At 57.1% G+C, this 21,494-nt stretch carries 17 protein-coding genes and 1 riboswitch; of the genes, 10 read left to right on the plus strand and 7 right to left on the minus strand.

Annotation, left to right across the window (positions count from 1 at the left end; genetic code table 11):
• Positions 1-2,534, minus strand: a 2,534-nt coding sequence (locus BLR08_RS06700; RefSeq protein ID WP_176835445.1) for a polysaccharide lyase 8 family protein, incomplete at its 3' end; no start/stop codon positions are given.
• A gap of 415 nt (positions 2,535-2,949) precedes the next feature.
• Positions 2,950-3,092: riboswitch (cyclic di-AMP (ydaO/yuaA leader) on the plus strand.
• Here BLR08_RS06700 and BLR08_RS06705 point away from each other — a divergent pair.
• Complete coding sequence (locus tag BLR08_RS06705) at positions 3,093-3,950, plus strand: C40 family peptidase (protein ID WP_256257418.1); 858 nt, start codon at positions 3,093-3,095, stop codon at positions 3,948-3,950.
• Positions 3,951-4,153: 203 nt separating this feature from the next.
• On the opposite strand, the gene BLR08_RS06710 is transcribed toward BLR08_RS06705, so the two are convergent.
• Entirely contained in the window at positions 4,154-5,080 is a 927-nt protein-coding gene (locus BLR08_RS06710; protein ID WP_072328399.1) for an AraC family transcriptional regulator, read from the minus strand.
• Between the two features lie 191 nt (positions 5,081-5,271).
• Between BLR08_RS06710 and BLR08_RS06715 the strand changes: the two genes are divergently transcribed.
• Positions 5,272-6,330 carry a glycoside hydrolase family 88/105 protein gene (locus BLR08_RS06715; protein WP_072328400.1) on the plus strand — a complete coding sequence of 353 codons (1,059 nt, stop codon included), beginning with the start codon at positions 5,272-5,274 and terminating at the stop codon, positions 6,328-6,330.
• Positions 6,331-6,521: 191 nt separating this feature from the next.
• Here the strand turns inward: BLR08_RS06715 and BLR08_RS06720 are convergent, their stop codons facing one another.
• From BLR08_RS06720 to BLR08_RS06730, 3 genes are all read right to left on the minus strand, one after another.
• The gene (locus tag BLR08_RS06720) at positions 6,522-7,049 is read right to left on the minus strand and encodes a type 1 glutamine amidotransferase domain-containing protein (protein ID WP_072328401.1); all 528 of its coding nucleotides are present in this window, start codon (positions 7,047-7,049) and stop codon (positions 6,522-6,524) included.
• A gap of 73 nt (positions 7,050-7,122) precedes the next feature.
• Entirely contained in the window at positions 7,123-9,039 is a 1,917-nt protein-coding gene (locus BLR08_RS06725; protein WP_072328402.1) for a GAF domain-containing protein, read from the minus strand.
• A gap of 32 nt (positions 9,040-9,071) precedes the next feature.
• A complete protein-coding gene (locus tag BLR08_RS06730) occupies positions 9,072-10,646 on the minus strand; it encodes a DUF342 domain-containing protein (protein ID WP_072328403.1) in 1,575 nt (524 codons plus the stop codon).
• A 347-nt stretch (positions 10,647-10,993) separates the two neighbouring features.
• Between BLR08_RS06730 and BLR08_RS06735 the strand changes: the two genes are divergently transcribed.
• Positions 10,994-11,677 (plus strand): sulfite oxidase-like oxidoreductase, encoded by a 684-nt coding sequence (locus BLR08_RS06735; RefSeq protein WP_072328404.1) that lies wholly within the window; start codon positions 10,994-10,996, stop codon positions 11,675-11,677.
• Between the two features lie 142 nt (positions 11,678-11,819).
• On the opposite strand, the gene BLR08_RS06740 is transcribed toward BLR08_RS06735, so the two are convergent.
• Positions 11,820-12,425: a pentapeptide repeat-containing protein gene (locus BLR08_RS06740; protein WP_072328405.1), complete on the minus strand. Its 606-nt coding sequence runs from the start codon at positions 12,423-12,425 to the stop codon at positions 11,820-11,822.
• A 296-nt stretch (positions 12,426-12,721) separates the two neighbouring features.
• On the opposite strand from BLR08_RS06740, the gene BLR08_RS06745 reads away from it, so the two are divergent.
• The 5 genes from BLR08_RS06745 (at position 12,722) to BLR08_RS06765 (ending at position 17,214) form a co-directional block, all read left to right on the plus strand.
• On the plus strand, positions 12,722-13,450 hold the full coding sequence (locus BLR08_RS06745) for an amino acid ABC transporter ATP-binding protein (RefSeq protein ID WP_072328406.1): 729 nt from the start codon (positions 12,722-12,724) through the stop codon (positions 13,448-13,450).
• Positions 13,451-13,488: 38 nt separating this feature from the next.
• Positions 13,489-14,346, plus strand: a complete 858-nt coding sequence (locus BLR08_RS06750; RefSeq protein WP_072328407.1) for a transporter substrate-binding domain-containing protein — start codon at positions 13,489-13,491, stop codon at positions 14,344-14,346.
• A 21-nt stretch (positions 14,347-14,367) separates the two neighbouring features.
• Positions 14,368-15,021 (plus strand): amino acid ABC transporter permease, encoded by a 654-nt coding sequence (locus BLR08_RS06755; protein ID WP_072328408.1) that lies wholly within the window; start codon positions 14,368-14,370, stop codon positions 15,019-15,021.
• A 15-nt stretch (positions 15,022-15,036) separates the two neighbouring features.
• The gene (locus tag BLR08_RS06760) at positions 15,037-15,687 is read left to right on the plus strand and encodes an amino acid ABC transporter permease (protein WP_072328409.1); all 651 of its coding nucleotides are present in this window, start codon (positions 15,037-15,039) and stop codon (positions 15,685-15,687) included.
• A 159-nt stretch (positions 15,688-15,846) separates the two neighbouring features.
• Complete coding sequence (locus BLR08_RS06765) at positions 15,847-17,214, plus strand: PDZ domain-containing protein (protein ID WP_072328410.1); 1,368 nt, start codon at positions 15,847-15,849, stop codon at positions 17,212-17,214.
• 222 nt (positions 17,215-17,436) lie between these two features.
• Here the strand turns inward: BLR08_RS06765 and BLR08_RS06770 are convergent, their stop codons facing one another.
• On the minus strand, positions 17,437-19,443 hold the full coding sequence (locus BLR08_RS06770; protein WP_072328411.1) for a DUF2264 domain-containing protein: 2,007 nt from the start codon (positions 19,441-19,443) through the stop codon (positions 17,437-17,439).
• Positions 19,444-19,640: 197 nt separating this feature from the next.
• Here BLR08_RS06770 and BLR08_RS06775 point away from each other — a divergent pair, with 197 nt between their 5' ends.
• On the plus strand, positions 19,641-20,543 hold the full coding sequence (locus BLR08_RS06775) for a carbohydrate ABC transporter permease (RefSeq protein WP_256257419.1): 903 nt from the start codon (positions 19,641-19,643) through the stop codon (positions 20,541-20,543).
• Between the two features lie 66 nt (positions 20,544-20,609).
• Entirely contained in the window at positions 20,610-21,398 is a 789-nt protein-coding gene (locus BLR08_RS06780; RefSeq protein WP_072328855.1) for a carbohydrate ABC transporter permease, read from the plus strand.
• The last annotated feature ends 96 nt before the right edge of the window (positions 21,399-21,494 follow it).

A 21,494-nucleotide genomic window follows, 5' to 3' on the forward strand; every position in this document is an offset into this window, starting at 1 on the left:
TACGTGCCGCTTGACGGGACATCCAAACTGTACTCCACATAGTCGTTGACCCCGTTGGCATCCAGCTTGTTTCCTGCCCCGTTGGAGCTTTGAGAATCCGTAAAATCGGCCTGGACGGCGCCCGATGCGGTGGTCGGCAAATCTTCCGCCTCGTACAGAGTCGGCGACAGATTGAATTTTGCTTTAAAGGTTTTCCCCTTTGCTCCGCTGACATTGACAGAAAATTTGATCGTCGGGCTAAGCTGAGAAACGGTGATTCCCGCATCGGCCGATATTGTGCCAAATGCCCGTTTGGCGATCTCAATAGTGATGCTGCCTGTGTTCACTTGCGTCGGGTCGGATACGGACACTTCGATATCCGAGCCAGCGTTTTCCTTTGTCATAACAGACGCTTTCGAATCGCTGGTAATGATGCCTGCCGTATGGCCGCTGGTCCAGAAATTAGCGGCTGTGATGTTCAAGTTCTTTTCCCTTACGGCTTGAACATTTGTGGAATTTTCCAGTACGGTGATATGAGGATTTGCCGCATAGCTGCTCACTTGCGCGCTTGTTTTGCCGGGCAGCAGCACATACGAGTAATCCGCATTCGTCGGATTAGTGCCATGATCCAACCACAGGGTGGCGTAATTGCCGGTGATGGGAGCGGTGGAAGAGGAGCTTCTTCCGTCGATATCGCGCCATTTGCCCGTTCTGGCTTCTCGCAGTCCTTTCAGCGTCGTCCCTCCAGGGAAATAGTAGCCGATATCCGACCCGGCCGCATTGCCTGCCAGATGAACCCAGTTCACGCCTGTCATCGTTTCCGACCAACCGAGCGCAGTGGACTTGGCGGTTCCGTTCACCGTCAATGCGTTATTGCCGCTGCTGGTTAGTTTGCGGTTCTCAACGGTCGTCTCCACCTTGCGGGGGGTGCCGTCCCAGCCGTTGCCGGTCTGGCCCGTAGTCGTGATCCCGGAACCAAGCGCCACCACTTCGTCGTCGAACATAAACCAGGACTTATTAGCAGTCAAATTGGTGTCGTTAATATCGGCGGCCATGCCGGAAATCCCGTAGAGCCCCAGAATGGAGGTGCCGCCCACCCAGCTTCTCGAGCTCAAATAGCTTTTGCCGCTGGAGTTGGATCTCGTAAGCGTATCTTCCGTCGTCCCTGGAAGACGATACGGATTCACGGTCGGCCAGAAATTATCCGTGTATTGAGAGATATCGTTATTGTACAAATACGTCATGCCGTCGCCGGTGTACCAGCCTTTCAAATTCTCGCCATTGATGGATTCATAATTATAGATGCGGCTCGACGACATGTTGACAGCAAAGCCGAACCCCGGACGCAGATGAACCGCTTGGTCCATTCTGGGGTACTGCTTGTGTTTGATTAACTCTCCGCGAGAGGTGGCATTCGCATCGATTTCCTTGGCCAAAAGAATCATATTGATCGGAGCGTAAGTGAAGAAGTCTCTGTACGTATTTGTATTAATCCAATATTTCACCATGCTGCGGAACGCGGCTTTATCCGCTGCCGGAGCCGATTGCGACAGGCGAATGATCGCCTTGATCGCACTGACGCCGGTGTCGTGGTCCTGGGCATAGGAACGGGATATATTTCTGCCTCTCGACATATCCATCATCGCGCCTTTGTAGATCAGCGGCTCAAACGAATCGTATACCCAGTCGTAGGCATTCTGCTTGCCGGTATGGGTCACGGCCCATGTGGAGCCGCTAAGCAAATACATCAAATTGCCAATATCCGTAATCAATGCCGTGCCGTAACCCCCGTTATAAGGGTGCTTTTCATGCTGAATAAACGATCCGTCCGTATAAAATCCGTCTCCCGAGTTCACATAAGCAAACAGCGGACTGAGCCCGTCCCGAGCGGCGATCATTTTTGCCGCATCCTTCACGATGATGCCGCGTACGGCGATGATCGTGCATTCCCAAGCCCGGTTCGCGCCGGTCATGCTGACAGAAGGCTGAAACTTATTGACGGCAGTCATATAATTGGTAATTTGAGCCGGAGACAAGTTATCGTACAGCATCACAACCGTATCATTGAGGTTTAACGGCACGCCGATTTCCCAATCCCACCAATTGCCGTATTTCGTCACGGATTCGTTGTATCGGTTCGTATATATCCAATCCAGGGCGGTTTTGATATCCGCCAGCAGCGCTGCGCTGTTGTGAAGCGACGAACCGGTTGTCGCATACGCAAGCGCCATAAGCTTGATCCGGCCATAGGCCGTTGTAATTTGGCTGGAATCCGTCGTGCTGGTCAGATCGCTCCACAGGTAAGTGCCCGGCGTCTTGTCCATGGAGCTCCAGTGGGTATTGGCCGTAGCGGTGATGGCAGTTATTTTACCGGCAATATCCGGGTCCAGCGGGTTGTAGGCCGTTCCGCCGGTTATCATTTCCTTCCATCTGGCCCTCAAGTCATCAAACTCATCTGCCGCTGAAGCCTGATTTACAAAGAACGAGTTGATGGACATAAGCAACATAAGCGTCAATGTAACCATGCTCCCAAGCCGCTTTATTTTTTTTGACAACTCATACTCCTCCTTTGATCGTTGAAATTTTAAAGCGCTTGCAAATTTGTTGTTTCCGATTAGCAGGAATCTCTCCTCCTCCATCCATAAGGTTCTCCGGGTTCATCCGGGAGTCTATGAAACAGCTTCATCATACAGACAAGCGAATGTTTCCGATAGAGGACAGGTTTTTGATTTCTGGTTCATTTGTATACAAATAGGGAAAACAGAAAACTTGGCGCGCCCCATCAGGTTGGGGAAACGTTCAGCCCTTACATTCAATGAAGGATGTGAAAGGTTCTGGTATTTATTGGACGTATACAAAATAATCTGGGTGACTTGTGTCGAAAAGGACGAAATATAGTCGAAATTTAGGGAAAATTTGGTCGAAATGGTTGCGCAATCATTGAAAGAGCGGACCGCCCATGCTAGTCTAATAAAAAAATGGCCGAATCCTATTCAGCATAAGAATGGGTACGGGGGATGATTTACCTGGGGTGAATGTTCGTTTTTTGCGAACTAGGGAGCTACCTCTTCCGAATCCGTCAACTAACCTCGAAGGCTGCAGGAGGAATCTGATTGAACCGTTTTTTCAAAACGCTTGTTTTATCGTGCGCCGTTTCCGCTATCGGGCTGGTAGCCGGTTATGAAGCTCCTGCCGCATATGCGGCATCGACTGAAGTGAAAGTACAAGTGAATGACAGCCTGATCCAGTTTCCGGATGCACAGCCTTTTATCGACACGGCCAATACGCTGCAGATTCCTCTGCGCTTGCTCGTCGAAAATCTTGGATACGGGATAGAGTGGAGCAAGGAAGCCGATATCGTCAAAGTCACCTTGGCCAATGAAGAACGCACCATCGTTCTCCAAACCGGGGATAATCACGCTGTTGTCGACGGCAAGCAGGTGACGATGGATGCGCCGGCACAATTTTCGCAAGGCCGGGTTTATCTCCCGCTCCGTTTTGTGTCCGAAACGTTCGGTTACCGGGTTCAGTGGGATTCCAATAACCGCATAGCCATCATTAATGAAGACGGCCAATATCACGCGCCTGCCTGGTACAAGCCGAAGCCTGCGCCTCCCGTCGTGCAAAGCGCCTATCAATACCTGGGCACTCCGTATGTATATGGCGGACAATCGACCAAAGGGTTTGACTGCTCGGGTTTCGTTCGCTATGTATATCAGCTTCACGGGATTTCACTGCCAAGAACCTCGGTGGATATGTATGATTACGCGGGTCAGGACGTGACGAACTTGCAGGAGGGCGACCTGGTATTTTTCGCAGAGAAAAATAAAACGTCGCATGTGGGGATTTACTTGGGCAACGGCCAGTTTATTTCGGCCGCTTCTTCTTCGGGCGTCTCCGTCGCCAGCATAACGACCGGCTACTGGGGCAAGCGCTACGTCGGAGCCAAGCGGGTTACAACCGTTTCCTGATGGTAACTTAATGGTAAACGATAAGAACTTATATAAAGATCACGAAAAGCTCCTTTCAGGAGCTTTTTTTTGTTCAAGTCTCACTCCACGGGCATGTTTACCTTGATATAGTAGTTTTTACCCTGCATTTCATCGCATGAAACAATCTGTTGCGGCGTTCAGCCGATTGGTGCTGGCCTGCTGCGGCTAAGTCACCGGACGGCCTACAGCAGGCCGTGCGTTGCCCGGTACTGCGTAGGCGTCCGCCCAACCTCACGCTTGAACGTGTGACAGAAATGGGAGACATCCTGAAAGCCTGACGCTGCTGCGATTTCGATAATCGGCAGCCGGGTTGTTTGCAGCAGTTCTTTGGCTTTGTTCAGCCGGTAAGTGACGACGAACCCGTTCAGCGTAGCCCCGGTGTGGCGCTTAAACAGCAAAAAGAGATGCGAGCGGGACAGGTTGAAGTGCCGGCACAGCCGGTCGGCCGGCAGCGGCTCGCGGTAATGCTCCATCAGATAGGCGAGAATACGCTCGATCAGCTGCTTATGGTCCCGGGAAGCGTCGCTCGGGGGCAGCGGTTCCGCGCGGCCCGTATGCCGGTTCAGATCGGCGAACAGCTTCAGCAACAAGCTTTTGACCATAAGAGGATATCCGGGGCTGCGCAGCTTCTGCTCCAGTTCCAGCTGGGTCAGCGTTTCCTGAACAATCAGCAGCCGCTGGGCGTCCAGCCGGCGATATTTGGCATGCTGGCCGGGTTCCGGCAGCCAGGGGCGCATCCAGACCGAGATCGCTTCATCCTGCTCGCCAAGACTGTTCAAGTAACTTTCCTCCACTGCGAGCACAAAACGATGAAACGGCACATCGGCCGCAGGTCGGGAAATATGCAGAGCGTTCGGGCGCACCGCGATCCAGGCGCCCGGGCCGAGGTCGTACAGCTTGCCGCCCGCTATGTAGCTGCCGGTCCCGCTGAGACACAGATACAGCTCGAATCCCGAGTGGGAGTGGAACTGGCGCTGATGCAGCATGCTCGCTCTGAATGTGCAGTTGACCGGAAATGCCGAGAGAGAAGCATTCGTCACCTCATCCTCCCAGATCTGCTCTTCTTGATCCATACTCCCGAAGGAAGGCGGTAAGCTCGTATTGTCCATATCTTGACCTCCTCATGCGCTGCCGCTGCGTCAGCGAGCCGGCTGTGAGTTCAGTATATCAGATAATTGCAGACGATTCCCCAATTCACCGTGGCATATAAGCCAAGAAAACGTCTGTTTTTTCCTGTAAAGTAACTTTAAGACTGCAAAGCAGCTTACTCAATCGCCATACGAAATGGAGGCAGGGATTCATGGACAACAGCGTGTCGAAAGCGGATCTTCAACAGACGGCGAGCCGCATCTGCGCTTATATGCTGGAAGATCATCGGGGCAATTGGGGAATGGATATTCACGAGTGGGATTGGGTGCCGGGTGTAGGCGTCATTGCGATTCTGTCTTATTACGAAGCGACGCGGCTTCCGCAGACGCTGGAGGCTCTGACGCGATGGACGGCGGACAATTTGCATAAAGCCGAGAAGCAGAAAGTGATCAATTCGGCAGCTCCGTTCGCCATCTTCCCGGAGCTGTACCGGCAGACCGGCGACCCGTTGCTGCTGCAGACAGCTGCTCGGATCGGCGACTGGATGCTGACCGAGGCTCCGCGCACGAGGGAGGGCGCCTGGGAGCATACCGTCACCGAGAACGCCAGCTTTCCGGAGCAAGTATGGGCGGATACGGTGTTTATGGCCGTCCTGTTTATGGCGAGGCTGGGACGGCTTACGGGAGACTCCCGCTATACCGGCGAAGCGCTGCGCCAGCTGGAGCTGCATCTGAAGCTTCTGCAGGAGGAGTCAACCGGCGTCCTGTTCCATGGCTGGAACTGTATGGAGGGCAACCATATGTCGGGGGCGCGATGGGCTCGCGCCAATGCATGGGTCGCCTTGGCGGCGCCGATGATTCTGGAGGAGCTCGCGGACCTCAAGACTGTGCCTGCGGGAGTGAAGGAGCGGTATGCCAAGTTGATGCGCGGGCTGATCCGTTTTCAACGCGCAGACGGCATGTGGTCCACGGTCCTGGATCGGCCGGATTTTTATGCGGAAACGTCCGGAACGGCCGGCATCGCCTGCGGAATATGGAAAGCCGTCAGGCTGAATCTGCTTGAGGAGGACTGCACGGAAGCGGCCGATCGGGCGCTGAAGGCCGTGCTCGGAACCGTGCTTCCTTCCGGGGAGGTGACAGGCGTGTCAAGCGGAACGCCGGTGATGCCGACGATTGAGGCTTACAATCATATCCCCTTGCATGCGACGCTGTATGGGCAGGGGCTTGCGTTGATGCTGCTGGCGGAGAAGCTTAGCCAGAGTGGAGGCTAGGGGAGGAGAAGGGCGGCCTTTCGCCCCAATGTTCGGGACCGTCTACAGCTCTGCCCCTTGGTCCGCCGGCCCTTGGGCCGAATCGAAGAAGCAGCCTTCCAAACCCCTGCCTGGGGTGCGGAAGGCTGCTTCTTTACGGCTGAGCCGCGCGTCCGGGCGCCGCCCGCATAACGAGCTGCGCCGGTCGCAGTCTAGCGCTGGCTGACGGTAGAGCGCAGCTTGTTCAAGGTTTCGCGGATGAAGGCGGGCTCGTCCTTGGGCGTGCGGGATGTGATGAGATTGCCGTCCACGCAAACCTCCTGATCGACGAAGGTCGCGCCGGCATTTTTCAGATCATCCTGCAGAGGCGGATAGCTGGTCAGCGTTTTCCCGCTTGCGATGCCCGCGCTGATCAGAATCTGCGGTCCGTGGCAAATCGCCGAGATCGGCTTGTCCTGCTTGTTCATCTCCTGCACGAATTGCAGGATGTCCGGATCGAGACGGAGCCCCTCGGGAGAGGAGCCGCCCGGAATGACGACCGCATCGAATTGCTCGGCCTTCACATCCTTGATGGAAGCGTCCGTCGTATAGGTGGCCTGCTTCTGCTTGCCCGTCAGCTTCTCGCCTTTTTTCAATCCGATGATCACCGCATCATGACCGGCAAGCTTAATCGCCTCGTAAGGCTTTTGCATTTCGGAATCCTCGAATTGATCGGCCAGCAGAAAAGCAACCTTTTTCATTCCAATCCACTCCTTCTGTAGAAAATGACTTGCGTCACTAGTACCTTACCCTATTTCGTGTCCAAGTAATCCGCTAGTTTTCGTACGGGAAGGAGAAGATGCCGCTCATCCGGTATTTATCCGTTATTTCGCTCCAGCCGCTGTCCCTGAGCTCCAGGGGAGCCGGGCATACGGCGAACATATGGCCGTCGAATCTATACAGCTGAGGCTTGCGCCCTCCGGTCTCCGCCGCATGCCGCTCAGCAGCCGCAAGCTCCGGAGAGTCGGACGTATCCGCGGCGAACGGATGGCGGCGATGCGGTCTGTAGTACACATAATAGTCCAGTCCGTAAGCAGCCCAATCGTCTATGCGCCGCTCCAGGTCATCCAGCAGAGCCTGTCGTTCATCCCGCCGGAGCAGCTTCTGCATCGACCTGGTCGCGAACATCTGATAGAGGATCGGGGAGATGTTTTTGGCCACGGTATCGAGCAGCAGCGTCTCCTCCTCCAGCAGCGGGCTTCCCGTCTCCAGCAGGATCAGCAGCCCCAGCGGGTAGGGGTCCTCGCGGCGGACCCGCTCGCTGGCAACGGCCAGCGGCGCAATGACGCAGCAGTTGGTCGTCTCCTGCCCGAGCCAGGCGATGGCGCGAGGGGGGAGCAGGCGCTCGGCGCCTTTGCCCGTGTAGTCGCATAGCAGCTGCCGCTCCAGCAGCGCAGGGGGCAGCTCGTCCAGCCGCATGACGACGCGGCCCTTTGGCTCCGCTGCCTGCATGCCGCCAGGCTCCGCTGCCGATTGCGTACAGGCGAGCCCCGTGTGCTCCGTCACAATATAGCCGTCGTCTTCCCGCAGACAGAGCAGCGCTTTGCGTACGCCGAAAGCAAGACGAAGCGCTTTGACGGTAAAGTAGCAAAGCTCCTCCGGCGTGCCCGATTCGTTGACATTGCCGACCAGACGGTTCAGATTGAGCAGAAGCCGGAGCTTTTTCTCTGCGCTTGAGCGCTCCCGGTTGGCCTCGGCGAAGAGGTTGGCATTGGACAAGGCGATCAGGCTGGAGTTCGCAAGCGACTCGACAAGCTCAAAGGTCGAGTCATCATATTTGCGTTCATCGTTCACCGGTTTGCTGAGCGTAACCATGCCGACGATCTGCCGATTAACGATAAGGATGACGTATTCCGCCTCCAGCTGCTTCAGCTGCTCCACATGAACGAACAAATCCTCCAGCCGGCTCCGGTCGCGCTCCATATGCAGCACGATCGGTCCCGCATATTCGCTCGTGCGCAGCTCGAACTCTCCGTGATACTGCGTATAAGCCAGCACATTGCGAAATCCCGTGATCCGCAGCCTGCCGCTCAGTGGGTCTACGACCCCGAAGGCTGTCACCTGGCTTGCGGTCACTTCGCTGAATACGTCGGTCGCGATCGCATACAGGCTGGACAGCGACATCTCCGAGAGCAGCACCTTCGTGCTCTGGTTGATGGCGAACAGATTGAAATTTTTCTGATCCAGCTTGTGGTTGGATGCCCGCAGCTGCGCCAGATGGAGGCTGTTCTCCAGCGAGTTGTTGATCAGGCGCATCAGCGTATTGGACATGGTCAGATCGCTGCTGGAGAAATGCCCGTCGATATTGCCGTTCGAGAGGATGAAGCCGTGCAGCTTGTCATCCACCATCAGCGGCATCAGCCATTTGACCTCGAAGCTCGCCAGATCCCTTGGCTCCAGGAAATGCTCGAAGCCCCGGGTCATCGTATGTCCGCGGAAAAGCGCAAGCCGCTTCAAGCTGTCCGTATCCGCGATGGCGTATTCTCCCGTGATATGCGGGTAAAGCCGCTTTTGCCTAAGAACGAACCGTCTGCCGTCGTGAATGAAGAGGGCGGAGGCGTTCAGCGTCAAAATCTCATTGACGAATTCGAAGGAATAATGCGAGAGCTGTTCCGTATCGAAGCGCTGAGTAAAGAACTCGATGGCATGTAAAAGTCCCTCGAACCGGTACGACATGCCGGGATAATCCATAGGCTCTGCGTCCTCCTCGTGTTGACTGTGGCTTATTCTTGAACAAATTTGTTTTTGTCTACGTAGAAAATGCCGCCGGTGCTGTTCAAGATCAGCTTCTCCATCTCTTTGATCTGCAGCATGGTTCTCGGGTAGGCTTTCTGGAAAACGGCGACCTCCCCGTCGCCTCGGGCGCTCATATAAGCCATCAGCTTCTGGCGCCTCTCCTCCAGATTCAGCAGCTCGGCGGCTGTCGCTTCATACTTCAGGCTGTAGCCTGTGAACTCCAGCGTCTGAGCGTCGTCCAGCAGATCGACGTAACCCTCGTACATGACCACTTCCCTGCGGCAATGCTCCAATACTTGCAGCAGCCGCTTGTATTCGGCGAGCACCTCGTCCAGCTCGCGGATGATGGAGTTGCGGTCGAAGCCCTCGACCTGCACCTTGGTAGGCCGTTCGAATTCATTGCCGATATAGGCCGTGGTCAACTGGACCGTAGCATGCACATGTCCCCCGATCAGCTTGCCTCGCTTCTTGTCGAGCAAAATATAGCCCGCCCTCAGCTGGCAGCCGATCGCATAAAGCCCGATGTGGATGCTGCCCTCCGCCTCGATCGTACAGTCCTTCGCATGCTTGATGTACACATGCCGGGCCGCGCGGAGGCGCGCGCGCTCCTTGCCGAAGCAGCCGCCCTTGATATAAATATCCCCGGTCGCGGAGACGATCCGGTCGACCGCGCCGATGCCGCTCTCGCCCAGGATGCTGATGTCCTTCGTCGCCATGACGCTGTAGCCGTCGTGTACGGTGCCGGTAATTTTAATCGCGCCGTCATACTCCAGATTGCCTGTCTCCGGTCCGACATCTCCCTGAACCAGCAGCAGCTCCTCGACCTTGAGCAGCTTGCCGACCTTATAGACCGATCCGACGACCTGCGAGCGGAGAACGAAGCGGTCTTCCTCCCACTGTTCCTCGATAAATTCGCTATCATACTGGAGCTTTTTGTCCATCCCTTTGTTCGCCGGAAGCAGATCGCCTTTCAGATTGCGTCCTGGCTTGCCCTCTGTCGCGGGCAGCTTCTCGCCCAGCCATTCGCCGGGCCGCACCTCATCGATGAAATTCATCTCATAATAATCCGCGCTGCCGTCCTGGCGAAGAGAAGGCTTGCGCTCGGACAGCACGTAATAGCTGAGCTGGGCATCCTGTCCGTGCTCCGGCTCGGTGCCGCGGGCGATAACGACGCTGCGCTGGGCGGGCAGATCATGCAGCGTGTCATACTGCAGGCCGTCGGTAATGCGCAGCTGCTTTAATTGCTCCACGACCCGGTCGGCCAGCTGCGGCCGCTGCTCCCGGAGCTCGTCTTCGGTCAAGTTGATCCTGACGGTCGCCTCCATCCAGTCCTTGCTGACGGAGATTTCAATGACGGGCTTCAGCATGCCTATCTCGGCCGGCAGCCCGGAAGCCTGCTGAAGGGCATCGCGCAGCTTGATGAAGTTTGTCATCTGCAGACGGGGGTGCTGCTTCAGCACGGCATCGAATTCCTTGACCGGGAAGCCGGCGGCAGTGACGTTGATATAGACTTTATCCGCATCGGAATGAAGCGTGAAGTTGTCGTTGCGAAAGAACTCCATCGTACTCCTCCAGTTATAGGGTCATACATATATTTTCCAACATGCAGGGGTGTTTTGTCATACTAAAAAAGCGTAAACCGCCGGCCTTGCCTTAATCCGTCCATCATGCCTTAAAAAGGATGTAGCTCTTGGACAATCATACCCTATTTTCTGCACGCGGTGCCAAGAAAAGTGTGCGTTTTTCAAAGAAAATTATTTGATGCGGGGACGAGCGCGTAAGCGCGAAGCATGAAATAGCATAGTTTTTTCCCGGAATGAAAGTTTGTCCGGTTTTTATGCTATGATTGCAGGGGAATCGTAAGTCCATGCCATGCTGGACTGATCATAAGGAAGGGAGAGACTGAACGATGACGGATGGAAGCGGGAAGGATACGAAGGCAAGCCGCATCAAGCGTATGAAGGTGCCCGTCGTGGAACAGTCGCTGGCGCACCGGGTTCCGCCCGGACAAGTGGTGACGGAGAGATTTCCGATCTTGCATGAGGGCGAGGTTCCCACCTACCGGATGGAAGAGTGGAGTTTGCGGATATTCGGAGCGGTAGAGGAGCAGCGGATCGTGCGGTTCGAGGAGCTGCTTGCGCTGCCGCAGACGCGCGTCGTATGCGATATTCATTGTGTGACGCGCTGGTCCAAGCTGGATACGGCTTGGGAAGGCGTATTGTTCCGGGATTTTCTGCGTCTGCTGAACATTGTGCCGACCGGCCCGTATGTGATGCTTCACGCCGATCACGATTATGAGACGAACGTCCGGCTGGACGAGCTGCTCGGCGACGATATTTTGCTGGCCTTCAAGTACGACGGCAAGCCGTTGACTCCAAAGCATGGCTGGCCGCTCCGGCTGGTGGTGCCTCATCTGTATTTCTGGAAAAGTCCGAAGTGGCTCAGGGGCATCGAGTTTATGACCGAGGATCGGGAAGGCTTCTGGGAACGCAACGGCTTCCACAATGAAGCGGACCCGTTCAAGGAAGAACGCTTCTCGGGCGAGCCGCTGCCGATTCCGGAGGATGAGTGGCATTCCAAGGATTTTGATTGAATAAGCGGCGCCGAACCGCTGCTAATAGTGAAAGCGGACCTGCCAGTTCGGGAGGTCCGCTTTCATGCGTTTAACGGCTTGGAGCCGCCAATCCGACTATCGGAGCCAGACGGATTCCGTCCGCGCGGCACGCCTGGCGCCTTCAATCGACCTTCGCTCCGTAGGAACGCAGCAGCATAACCGCCTGCTCCCTGTCCATACGCGCTCCTTTGACGACGATCGTTTTAAAATCTACCCCTTCCATGCAAGCTCCCCGTAAATCTGCGCCCTGCAGCTTGGCCTTGTCGAGAGCGGCACGGGTCAGATCGCAGTCCCGCAGATCCGCCTTTGTCAGATTGGCTTCGGAGAAATCCGCTTCGTAAAAGCGGATTTTGCGCAAATCCTGCTTCTCCAATCTGGCCCGCCTCAGGTTCGTATACGACCAGTCACCCCCGAGCAGCGTAATTCCGTCCATATTGGCGCCGGCAAAATCCGAACCGGTCATCTTGCAGCTGGAGAACCGGGAAACGAACAAATTGGCCTCGGAAAATTGGCAGTTCTCGAAGGCGGATTCCGTATGAATGGAGCCGTTCAGCGACGTCCCCTGAAAATCGCATTCGATAAACCGGCAGCCGCTGGTCATGATCTCTTCCAATGAAGCGTTCGCAAAGCTGCACCGTTCGAAGGTGCAGCGGATTAGCTCGCCTTCCCGCAGATCCCGGCCGCTGTAATTGACGTCCTTGTAATGCTGTTCCGTATATTGAAACATAAATGCAGATGCCTCCCGTAAGCAGCTGCTCGCGAAATTCCGGCTTCGGTGCCGAAGCGGCGCTGCCGCATTAGTTTTCATTATAGAGCCCGGTACAGCGGTCTGGCAAACGCCGCAGGGGACGGGGCAATCGACGGGAGCGGGCCCAGCGCTTCCATTTTTATTTGCGTGCGGACGGGATTTTCTGAGTATTCCTTCGCCGTTTTGGGTAGAAACGAGTAGGCCGGTTTTTATACGGCCTTCACCAGCTCTGTCATGAAGCTGTCACGGATATGCAGCAAAGGAGGCGAAACCGATTGATCAGTTTTCATCAGGTGCAAAAGCATTATGGCAGCTTCCATGTGCTCAAGGACATTACCCTGCACATCAATCAAGGGGAAGTCGTCGTCGTCATCGGTCCCTCGGGTTCGGGCAAAAGCACGCTGGTCCGCTGCATCAATCAGCTGGAAACGATTACAAGCGGCGAGCTGATCGTGGACGGCATCAAGGTGAGCGACCGGAGCACCGATCTGAACAAGCTGCGCCGGGAAATCGGCATGGTGTTTCAGCATTTCAACCTGTACCCGCATAAGACGGTGCTGCAAAATATTATGCTCGCTCCGGTCAAGGTGCTCGGCATCTCCGAGTCCGAAGCGAAGGAGACGGCAATGTTCTACCTGCAGAAGGTCGGCATCGCCGACAAAGCAGGCAGCTACCCGGCCCAGCTGTCCGGCGGGCAGCAGCAGCGGGTGGCCATCGCCCGGGGCCTCGCCATGAAGCCCAAGGTTATGCTGTTCGACGAGCCGACCTCGGCGCTGGACCCGGAGACGATCGGGGAGGTTCTCGACATCATGAAGAAGCTGGCCAAGGAAGGGATGACGATGGTCGTCGTCACCCATGAGATGGGCTTTGCCCGCGAAGTGGCGGACCGGATCGTGTTTATGGATCAGGGGCGAATTCTTGAGGAGGCGCATCCGAGCGACTTCTATGCGCAGCCGCGGGAGGAGCGGGCGCGCTTATTTCTCAGCCGTATCCTGAATCATTAAACGGCCGACAAAATTTAAGAAAAAGGGTGGATGAAGAGATGAACATGAGATGGAAGAGTATGGCGGGACTTGGATTAGCGGTTATGCTCGGAGCGACGGCGCTGGCGGGCTGTACGCGAACGGAGCCGGCGGCGACCGGCGGGAGCGGCGCAGACGGCGCGCCTGTGGCAGCGACCGCAGCGGGTACGCTCGGCGAAATTAAGAAACGCGACAAGTTCGTCGTCGGCGTCAAGTACGATTTGAACCTGTTCGGACTGAAGGACCCCGGCACAGGCAAGGTGGAGGGCTTCGACATCGATATCGCCAAGGCGATCGCCAAGAAGGTGCTCGGCGATGAGAACAAGATCGAGCTGAAGGAAGTGACGTCCAAAACACGGATTCCGATGCTGCGCAATGGGGAGATCGACGCGATCATCGCGACGATGACCGTGACGGAAGACCGGAAGAAGGAAGTGGATTTCTCGGATATTTATTTCATGGCGGGGCAGTCGTTTCTCGTGAAGAAGGATAGCCCTATCCAATCGATCGCCGACATCAAGAAGGGCACCAAGGTCGTCACAGCCAAGGGCTCTACGTCCGCGACGAATATCCGGGCCAAAGCGCCGGAAGCGACGGTTTTGGAGTTTGAAAATTATGCGGAGGCGTTCACCGCGCTCAAGGCCGGGCAGGGCGATGCGCTAACGACGGACAATGCGCTGCTGTACGGCATGGCGAAGCAGGACCCCGGCTTCCGTGTCACCGAGGGCGCGTTTACCGAAGAACCCTACGGAATCGCGATCAGGAAGGGCGACGCGGAGTTCGTCCAGGTCGTTAACGATACCTTGAAGGAACTGAAGGCCAGCGGCGAATACGACAAAATTTATGAGAAATGGATCGGCTCCAAGCCGCAGAAATAACGCCGGGGGAGGGTTATGCGCATGCTTGATCTTACCGTGCTGACAGAGCATTGGGGGATGTATGCGGAAGGATTCGGCAACACGGTCAAGGCAAGCGTGCTCGCGCTGATCGGCAGCTTCCTGCTGGGAACGGTGCTGGCCGTGTTCCGCATCTCGCCCTTCCGGGTGCTGAACGCACTCGGGGCGGCCTATGTGGAATTCATCCGCAACATTCCGCTGATTCTCGTCGTGTTCATGTTTTTTGTCGGCTTGCCGTCGCTGGGCATTATACTGGACCCGTTCATAGCCGGCACGCTCGGGTTGACCGTATACACGGCGGCGTTCATCGCCGAGACGATTCGCGCGGGCATCCAGTCGGTGCCGAAGGGACAGATGGAGGCGGCCCGCTCGTCGGGCTTGACCTACATTCAGGCGATGGTGCATGTCATCCTGCCGCAGGCGATCAAGATCGTAATCCCGCCCATCGGCAACCAGTTTATCAATCTGGTGAAAAATTCTTCGATTCTCGGCGTCATCGCCGGTCTCGACTTGATGTACTTCGCGGATATCGTTTCGACGCAAACCTTTATTACGTTCGATGTTTACATATTCGTCGGGCTGTTTTATCTCATGCTTACCATTCCGCTAAGTCTGCTGGTCGGCTACCTGGAGCGCCGTCTGGAGACGAATCGCTAGAAAGGGGGCAGACAGATGGATTTTATCGGCGCATATTCTCCCGAGCATTTGAAATTTCTGCTGCAAGGCTTCGGGGTTACGCTGGAAGTAGCTTTTTACGCGATCGTATTCAGCTTCCTCGTCGGCGTCGTGCTCGGCGTTCTCCGCTTCGCGAAAATTCCCGTCGTCTCCTGGCTCGTCGTGCTGGCCGTAGAGACGGTGCGCAATCTGCCCTTGCTCCTGATTATCTTTTTTACCTACTTCGCCTTGCCGGAGATCGGCTTCAAGCTGGAGAAGATGTACGCTGCGATATTGGCTCTCGTCATCTTCGAATCGGCGATGATCTCCGAAATTGTCCGAAGCGGCTTGAAGTCGGTGGACAAAGGGCAGGTGGAGGCGGCGCGGGCTTCGGGACTCACATATGTCCAGACGCTGTGGCATATCATCCTGCCGCAGGCGCTGCGCCGGATGGTGCCGCCGCTTGTCAGCCAGTTCATCTCGCTGCTGAAGGACACTTCGCTTGCCGTGGTCATTGCACTGCCGGAGCTGATGAACCATGCGCAGATCATCAACGGACGGAACGTCAATTATGTCATTCCGATATTTATAGCCGTCGCTGTGCTTTACTTCGCCGTCAACTATGGGCTGTCTCTCCTATCGAGGAGGCTGGAGAAACGAGCTGTCTGAACGGACCGTCTCGTGCTTAAGACCCCGTCTTCCGCCAAGCGGGATAGGGGTCTTCGGCGTGCATGCCGTCTGCGCTTGATCCGGGCTGCCGGCCGCTTTACAATTAAGGGCAGAACCAATGGCAGAGCCGGATAGAGAGACAAGCTAAGGAGGCGTTTGATGAACGTGCCCGGCAGATGGTACATCGGCGGATACATCATGGCAGCGGTGTTATCCGTTCTGGGGGAATTGGTATGGCTGGGCGACCCTATTCGCTGGGGCGACCTGTATTGGATCGATCTGCTGCAAGGGCTCGCAGCCCTGGTCGTGCTGGTGCCGCTGGCATGGGCGGCGGGCGCGTTGTCCGGCTTGGCGGGGCTGAGCGGCGGGCAGGTTGTCCGGGCTATCCGGCTGCTGATCGCCATCTGCGGCATCGGAACGGCCGTCCTGCTGGTTGCGGATGCGAGCCGTCTGCTTCCCATCGCCGGAGCGGCCGCAGCGGCTTGCCTGCTCACGCTGGCGGACCTGGCGCTGACGGAGCAGCGGAGCAGGCCGGGCTGGCCGAGGCGAAGTCTGAGCATCGCGGGGGTGCTGCTGGTCGCAGCCGCCGGGCTGTTCTGGCCGACCGCCTATCAGGTAACGTCTCCGGGCTTTACGCTGGCTATGAACCGCTATGCATCCGTAGAAGGAGGCCAGCCGCACGGCTCGATAGCAGGCGTGCTGGTGATAGAACGCCCGGCCTTCCCGGTCGACTGGCTGTACGCATCCCTGTTCCCTCATGTCCGCATCGACAAGCGGGATACGAGCGTGACGATCGGGGAAAGCCTGGAAGCCGCCGGCCGCCAGCGGACAGATGCCAATACGATCGCAGGGGCCGTAGCGCTGCACAAGCTGGGCCTTGGCCGAGGCGTAGTGCCGGACGGCGTCCGGGTTGTGCAGGTGCCGGCGGACAGCCCGGCCGCCGGGCAGCTGAAGCCCGGCGATGTCGTGGTCGAGATGAATGGACAGGCGATCGCTTCCACCGCAGCGCTGACGGAGGCGATGAAAGGCGTCACACCAGGCGCAGAGGCGCGGCTTAAGGTGTGGAGAGCCGGAGCGCTTGCGGAGCTGGCAGTGAGGACCAAGGAAAGCGGGGATACGCCCAAGCGGACCGTGTTCGGCATTCAGGTGGAAGACCGTGTACAGGCCGATCTGACCCGCAAAATCGGCTATCGCTCTTATCTGGTTTACCAGGGCGGACCTTCCCATGGAGCGGTGCTGGCGCTGACGCTGATCGACCAGCTGACGCCAGGCGGCGTGACGAACGGCAACCGGGTGGCGGGCACCGGCACGATCGGAGCCGATGGTGCGGTAGGCCGAATAGGCGGCATCGAGCAGAAAGCCTATGCTGTCGAGCGAGCCGGCGCGGATGTATTTTTCGTGCCGGCCGGGCAGGAGGCGGACGCCCGCAAGGGCGCGTCGGAGCTGAACATCGTCCCGGTGCGTACGCTGGATGAGATGCTGAAGTGGCTAGCGGAGCATCCGGCGTCTTCGCTTTCACGCGACTGAAACGTCTATTCAACCGGTTCTGGCAGCCTGCAGCCACCGTGTGCGGGTGCTAGATTTTTTGCGCGATTGTCGGCCCCACCCTGCGCTCTAAGCCCGCCGGGGGGCTTGAACGCTTGCACCGCGCGCTGCTTTCGCCAGAGCAGGGCAGCATAAACCCAAAAAGGCCGAGTCAGGGCAAGCGTCCGCCCTGACTCGGCCTTTTATCAACATACGGCAGCCCGGCTACTCCAGCCGGCGGCGGAACGCCGGCTCCGGCTCGGCCGGGCTGCGGTAGACGAGCAGCTCGCCGCCTTGCACGAGCGCATACGGCGCATCGGGGCGTTCGCAGAGCCGGACCGGCAGTCCGGCCCGGGCGCCCGCGCTGCCGTCCAGCGGCTCCCCGCAGACGGCGGTAGCCAGCCAGCGGACGCCACGCTCCAGGCGTGTACGAACCGTCGGAATCACCGTGCGCGGATTCATCAGATTCGTATTCGCATGGGGCGTGATCAGCTCGCTCGTGCCCCCGCCATACAGGCAGCGCACCCCGCTAAGCCCCCAAGCCTGCGCGGCCCAGGCCCCGATCTCGCCCTCGCCCCGCGAGCTTGCCTCTTGCTTCAAGCCGCCCGTAGGCCAAGCGGTCGCCGCTGCGGAATTGCCGCCTTGATCCGCAGCCGCGCGATCGGCTCCTCCCGCGGCCGCCCAGCCGCCCGGGCGCTCCAGTCCGAGCGCAAATCCTCCATCGGCTGCGTCGAGCACGCGCTTGGTATCCACGCGGTGAACCCGGATATGCCACGGCAGGCCCGGAATGATCCATGTCTGAACCTCCACATCGTTCCACGGCCGCCACTTCGTATAGACTAGCCCCTCTGTCAAGAAAGCTTCCACGCTTGTGCGCTTCACGCGATATTGGTTATCCCCCTCGGACAAGGCAAGCATGGAGTCGAACGCTCCCTGGCTCAGCCCCCATTCGGCGCGGGGCACGCTGAAGCCGAAGAAGGTCGAATATGCAAACTTCTCGTATTTGGCTGACGTATGCGTATGCTCATTGCTCCCGGGATGACCGGTATTGAAAGCGATCAGATGGGGAGCCGTCCCCGCCTCCGGACTGCCGCTGTCCCGGCAGAGCAGCAGATGCGGCGCCTGCTGCGCCGATACGGGGGCAAGCTCCAGCGCCGACAAAGGCAGCTCCTCCGCTTCCCAGAACGGATGATCGTCAGGCAGCGCGGCCAGCAGGAACGTTTTGAACGCCCAGTAGGGCGAGCCGGGCGAATTATAGTTTTCCCCCATCACGAGATTCGGGTAGGCGTAGCCGATCGACAATACGCCGTCGCGGTGAAAGACCGGCTGCCGGAACCACCAGCGGAGATTGCGCAGGATCAGCCCCTTGACAGCCCCTAGCGGAAGCGCATCGACGCCGGCATAGACGAGCGCGCTCCAGAACGCGGCCTGCGAGAATCGGTAAGCCAAGCTGCGGCCATACGGGAGCGCCGCGCCGTTATCGTCGAACCAATGAACGAACAAGCCGGCGAACAAGCGGGCCCGGGTCTTGTACAGCTCCGCCCGCCTAGGATCCTCTTCCCCCATCAGCGCCGCGTAGATCAGCCCGTAATAATGAATGGCGAACGGCACATAATAATCGCTATGACCGCCGATGCCGTCCGCATACCAGCCGTCGCCGAGGTAGAATCGGTCGAGCTGATCCAAGGTCAGGTCGGTCAGCTCCCGATCGAACGGCAGACCGGCCCGCCGGAATCCGACCTGCACCAGCACGCGGAAAAACAGCCAGTTGCAGTCCCAAACCTTCCGTCTGCTGATCTGGTCGAGCCAAGCCGCCAGCCGCTCAAGCTCCGGAGCAGACAAGGCATTCTTAACCTTGTCCGGGACGAGAGCGAGCATAAAGCCGAAGGCGGCCATCTCCACCAGCCGCTGGTCATAATCGGCGGCCTCGCCCCAATATTCTTCATGCCCGGGATCGGTCCCATGGACGATTCCCCGTACATAGATGTCCCACAGCCAGCCGCCCTCGCCGCCGCCTGCAAGCAGCGGGACAAGCCCCCAGAGCACGCGGGAGAAACCCTCCATTCCGGCGACGTCATGCGAATAGCTCGTTCCGGTGCTGCCCAGCTCAAGCCGCGCGCCCCCCGGACTGAAATAAGGCTGAAGCGGCCCGCTCAGCTGACGGAAGGCCGCGAGCAGGTCTTCCCGGGAACGAAGCGGGTTAGCGGTGATCGGTAAATGCCAGGTATTCATAGTTCGGCAAGCCTCCTTGAATTGATGGGTTGATTATACTTCATTTGTCCCACGGTTAGATGTGCTGTAGCGCAACTGGTCAAAATAGACTCGGAAAAAATCAAAATAACGTTATCTTGACTATCCGCGGATTTTCTATAATTAGCCCATAAGATACAACATTGCCGATACTTCAAACTGAAAGTGGGGAACATACCGTGAAAGTCAAATACAAAGCAAGCGCGCTGCGCAGACAGGAAAGTTTGGCCGGCTTTCTTTTCGTCAGCCCGATGCTGATCGGGGTTACCGTGCTGACGCTGCTGCCGATCATCGCGACATTCGTGCTCAGCTTCGGGGATTGGAACTTCGTTGCGGGCTTGAACGGCTTCAAATGGGTGGGCTTGGACAACTTCACCAAGCTTTTCGCCGACGACAGCTTCCTGATTTCCATGAGAAACAACTTCATCTTCCTGCTTACTGTGCCGATTTACCTGGCTATTTCCATGGTGCTGGCGATCCTGATCAATAAGTATGTTTACATGAAAGGATTTTTCAAGGTCGCTTACTTTATGCCTTATATTTCCAACGTAGTCGCCGTTGCCATCGTCTGGCAGGTGCTGTTCCACCCTTCCGCCGGTCCGGTCAACCAATTTCTCATGTCCATCGGCATTGACAATCCGCCCAAATGGATCGCGGACCCCGCTTACGCGCTGCTGTCCGTCATGATGATCTCCGTCTGGATTTCCATCGGCTACAACATGATCATATACTTGGCGGGTCTTCAGTCGATTCCGAAAGACTTGTACGAAGCGGCCGATATCGACGGAGCCAACGCCTGGGTGCAGTTCCGCAGCATTACGCTGCCGATGCTTTCGTCTACAACCTTCTTCCTGCTCATTACCGGGATTATCTCGACCTTCAAGGTGTTCGACTTGATCGCTGTGCTGACCGCAGGGGGGCCGATTCAATCGACGAGCATGCTCGTCTGGTATTTGTACGAAACGGCTTTCATCAATCTGCGCATCGGCTACGCTTCTTCCATGGCTGTCGTACTGTTCGGATGCGTGCTGATCATTACGCTGCTGCAGTGGCTCGGTCAGAAGAAATGGGTCAACTACTAAGGAGGTGCCGTCGTGCGCAAGGTAAGAGAACCGATAAGTGCTTCAAGAGTGATTATTACCGTCATTATGTTTCTTATAAGTCTGATGTTCCTGCTGCCGTTCATCTGGATGCTGTCCACTTCCTTTAAGCTTGAGACCGACGTATTCAAGTATCCGATCGAATGGATTCCCACCCGTTGGCATGCGATCGAAAACTACAAGGAAATTTGGCTGGGCGCCAACCCGTTCTACTTGTACTACTGGAACTCGATCAAGGTGTCCGTCATCACGACGCTGATCTCCTGCATTGTCTCGGCGCTGGCGGCTTACGGATTTTCCAAAATCGATTTTCCTGCCGGCAAATGGCTGTTCCTGATCGTGCTCGCCACGTACATGGTGCCGAGCCAGGCGATGCTCGTGCCGCAGTTCATCCTGTATCGCAATATCGGGTTGTTCGACAGCCATATGGGTTTGATCTTCCTGGGCTGCTTCAGCGTCCTCGGCACGTTTATGCTGCGCCAGTTTTTCATGGGGCTGCATAACGAGTATATCGAGTCGGCCAAAATCGACGGCGCCGGACATGGCCGGATCTTCTGGCAGATCGCGCTCCCGCTTGTTCGTCCTGCGGTTGCGACCTATGCGATCCTGCGGTTTATCTGGACGTGGAACGATTACCAGAACCCGCTGATCTTCCTGCGGACAGATAAATTGTATACGATCCCGCTGGCCATCCAGAAGTTCGCGTCCATCAACGGCGAATTTTACTCGCTGATTATGGCCTGCGCCGTATCCGCCATCTTCCCGCTGCTCATCATGTTCATTATCGGGCAGAAAAGCGTTATCGAAGGCATCGCGCTCGGAGGCGTGAAGGGCTGACAGCCGATGGCCGGATTGCTCCTTCGATGCCGATGCCGATGCCAATGCTAATGCCTGGCGGAGCACCTGGCACTGGGAGCTTCCTATATAGACAGC

The organism is Paenibacillus sp. cl123, from assembly GCF_900101595.1.
Taxonomy (GTDB): domain Bacteria; phylum Bacillota; class Bacilli; order Paenibacillales; family NBRC-103111; genus Paenibacillus_G.

Excerpts from the sequence above, each read along its gene's own strand:
- BLR08_RS06710 (WP_072328399.1), bottom strand. The coding sequence starts at position 5,080 with ATGGACAATACGAGCTTACCGCCTTCCTTCGGGAGTATGGATCAAGAA.
- BLR08_RS06715 (WP_072328400.1), top strand. The coding sequence starts at position 5,272 with ATGGACAACAGCGTGTCGAAAGCGGATCTTCAACAGACGGCGAGCCGC.
- BLR08_RS06720 (WP_072328401.1), bottom strand. The coding sequence starts at position 7,049 with ATGAAAAAGGTTGCTTTTCTGCTGGCCGATCAATTCGAGGATTCCGAA.
- BLR08_RS06725 (WP_072328402.1), bottom strand. The coding sequence starts at position 9,039 with ATGGATTATCCCGGCATGTCGTACCGGTTCGAGGGACTTTTACATGCC.
- BLR08_RS06730 (WP_072328403.1), bottom strand. The coding sequence starts at position 10,646 with ATGGAGTTCTTTCGCAACGACAACTTCACGCTTCATTCCGATGCGGAT.
- BLR08_RS06735 (WP_072328404.1), top strand. The coding sequence starts at position 10,994 with ATGACGGATGGAAGCGGGAAGGATACGAAGGCAAGCCGCATCAAGCGT.
- BLR08_RS06740 (WP_072328405.1), bottom strand. The coding sequence starts at position 12,425 with ATGTTTCAATATACGGAACAGCATTACAAGGACGTCAATTACAGCGGC.
- BLR08_RS06750 (WP_072328407.1), top strand. The coding sequence starts at position 13,489 with ATGAACATGAGATGGAAGAGTATGGCGGGACTTGGATTAGCGGTTATG.
- BLR08_RS06755 (WP_072328408.1), top strand. The coding sequence starts at position 14,368 with ATGCTTGATCTTACCGTGCTGACAGAGCATTGGGGGATGTATGCGGAA.
- BLR08_RS06760 (WP_072328409.1), top strand. The coding sequence starts at position 15,037 with ATGGATTTTATCGGCGCATATTCTCCCGAGCATTTGAAATTTCTGCTG.
- BLR08_RS06765 (WP_072328410.1), top strand. The coding sequence starts at position 15,847 with ATGAACGTGCCCGGCAGATGGTACATCGGCGGATACATCATGGCAGCG.
- BLR08_RS06770 (WP_072328411.1), bottom strand. The coding sequence starts at position 19,443 with ATGAATACCTGGCATTTACCGATCACCGCTAACCCGCTTCGTTCCCGG.
- BLR08_RS06780 (WP_072328855.1), top strand. The coding sequence starts at position 20,610 with ATGTTTCTTATAAGTCTGATGTTCCTGCTGCCGTTCATCTGGATGCTG.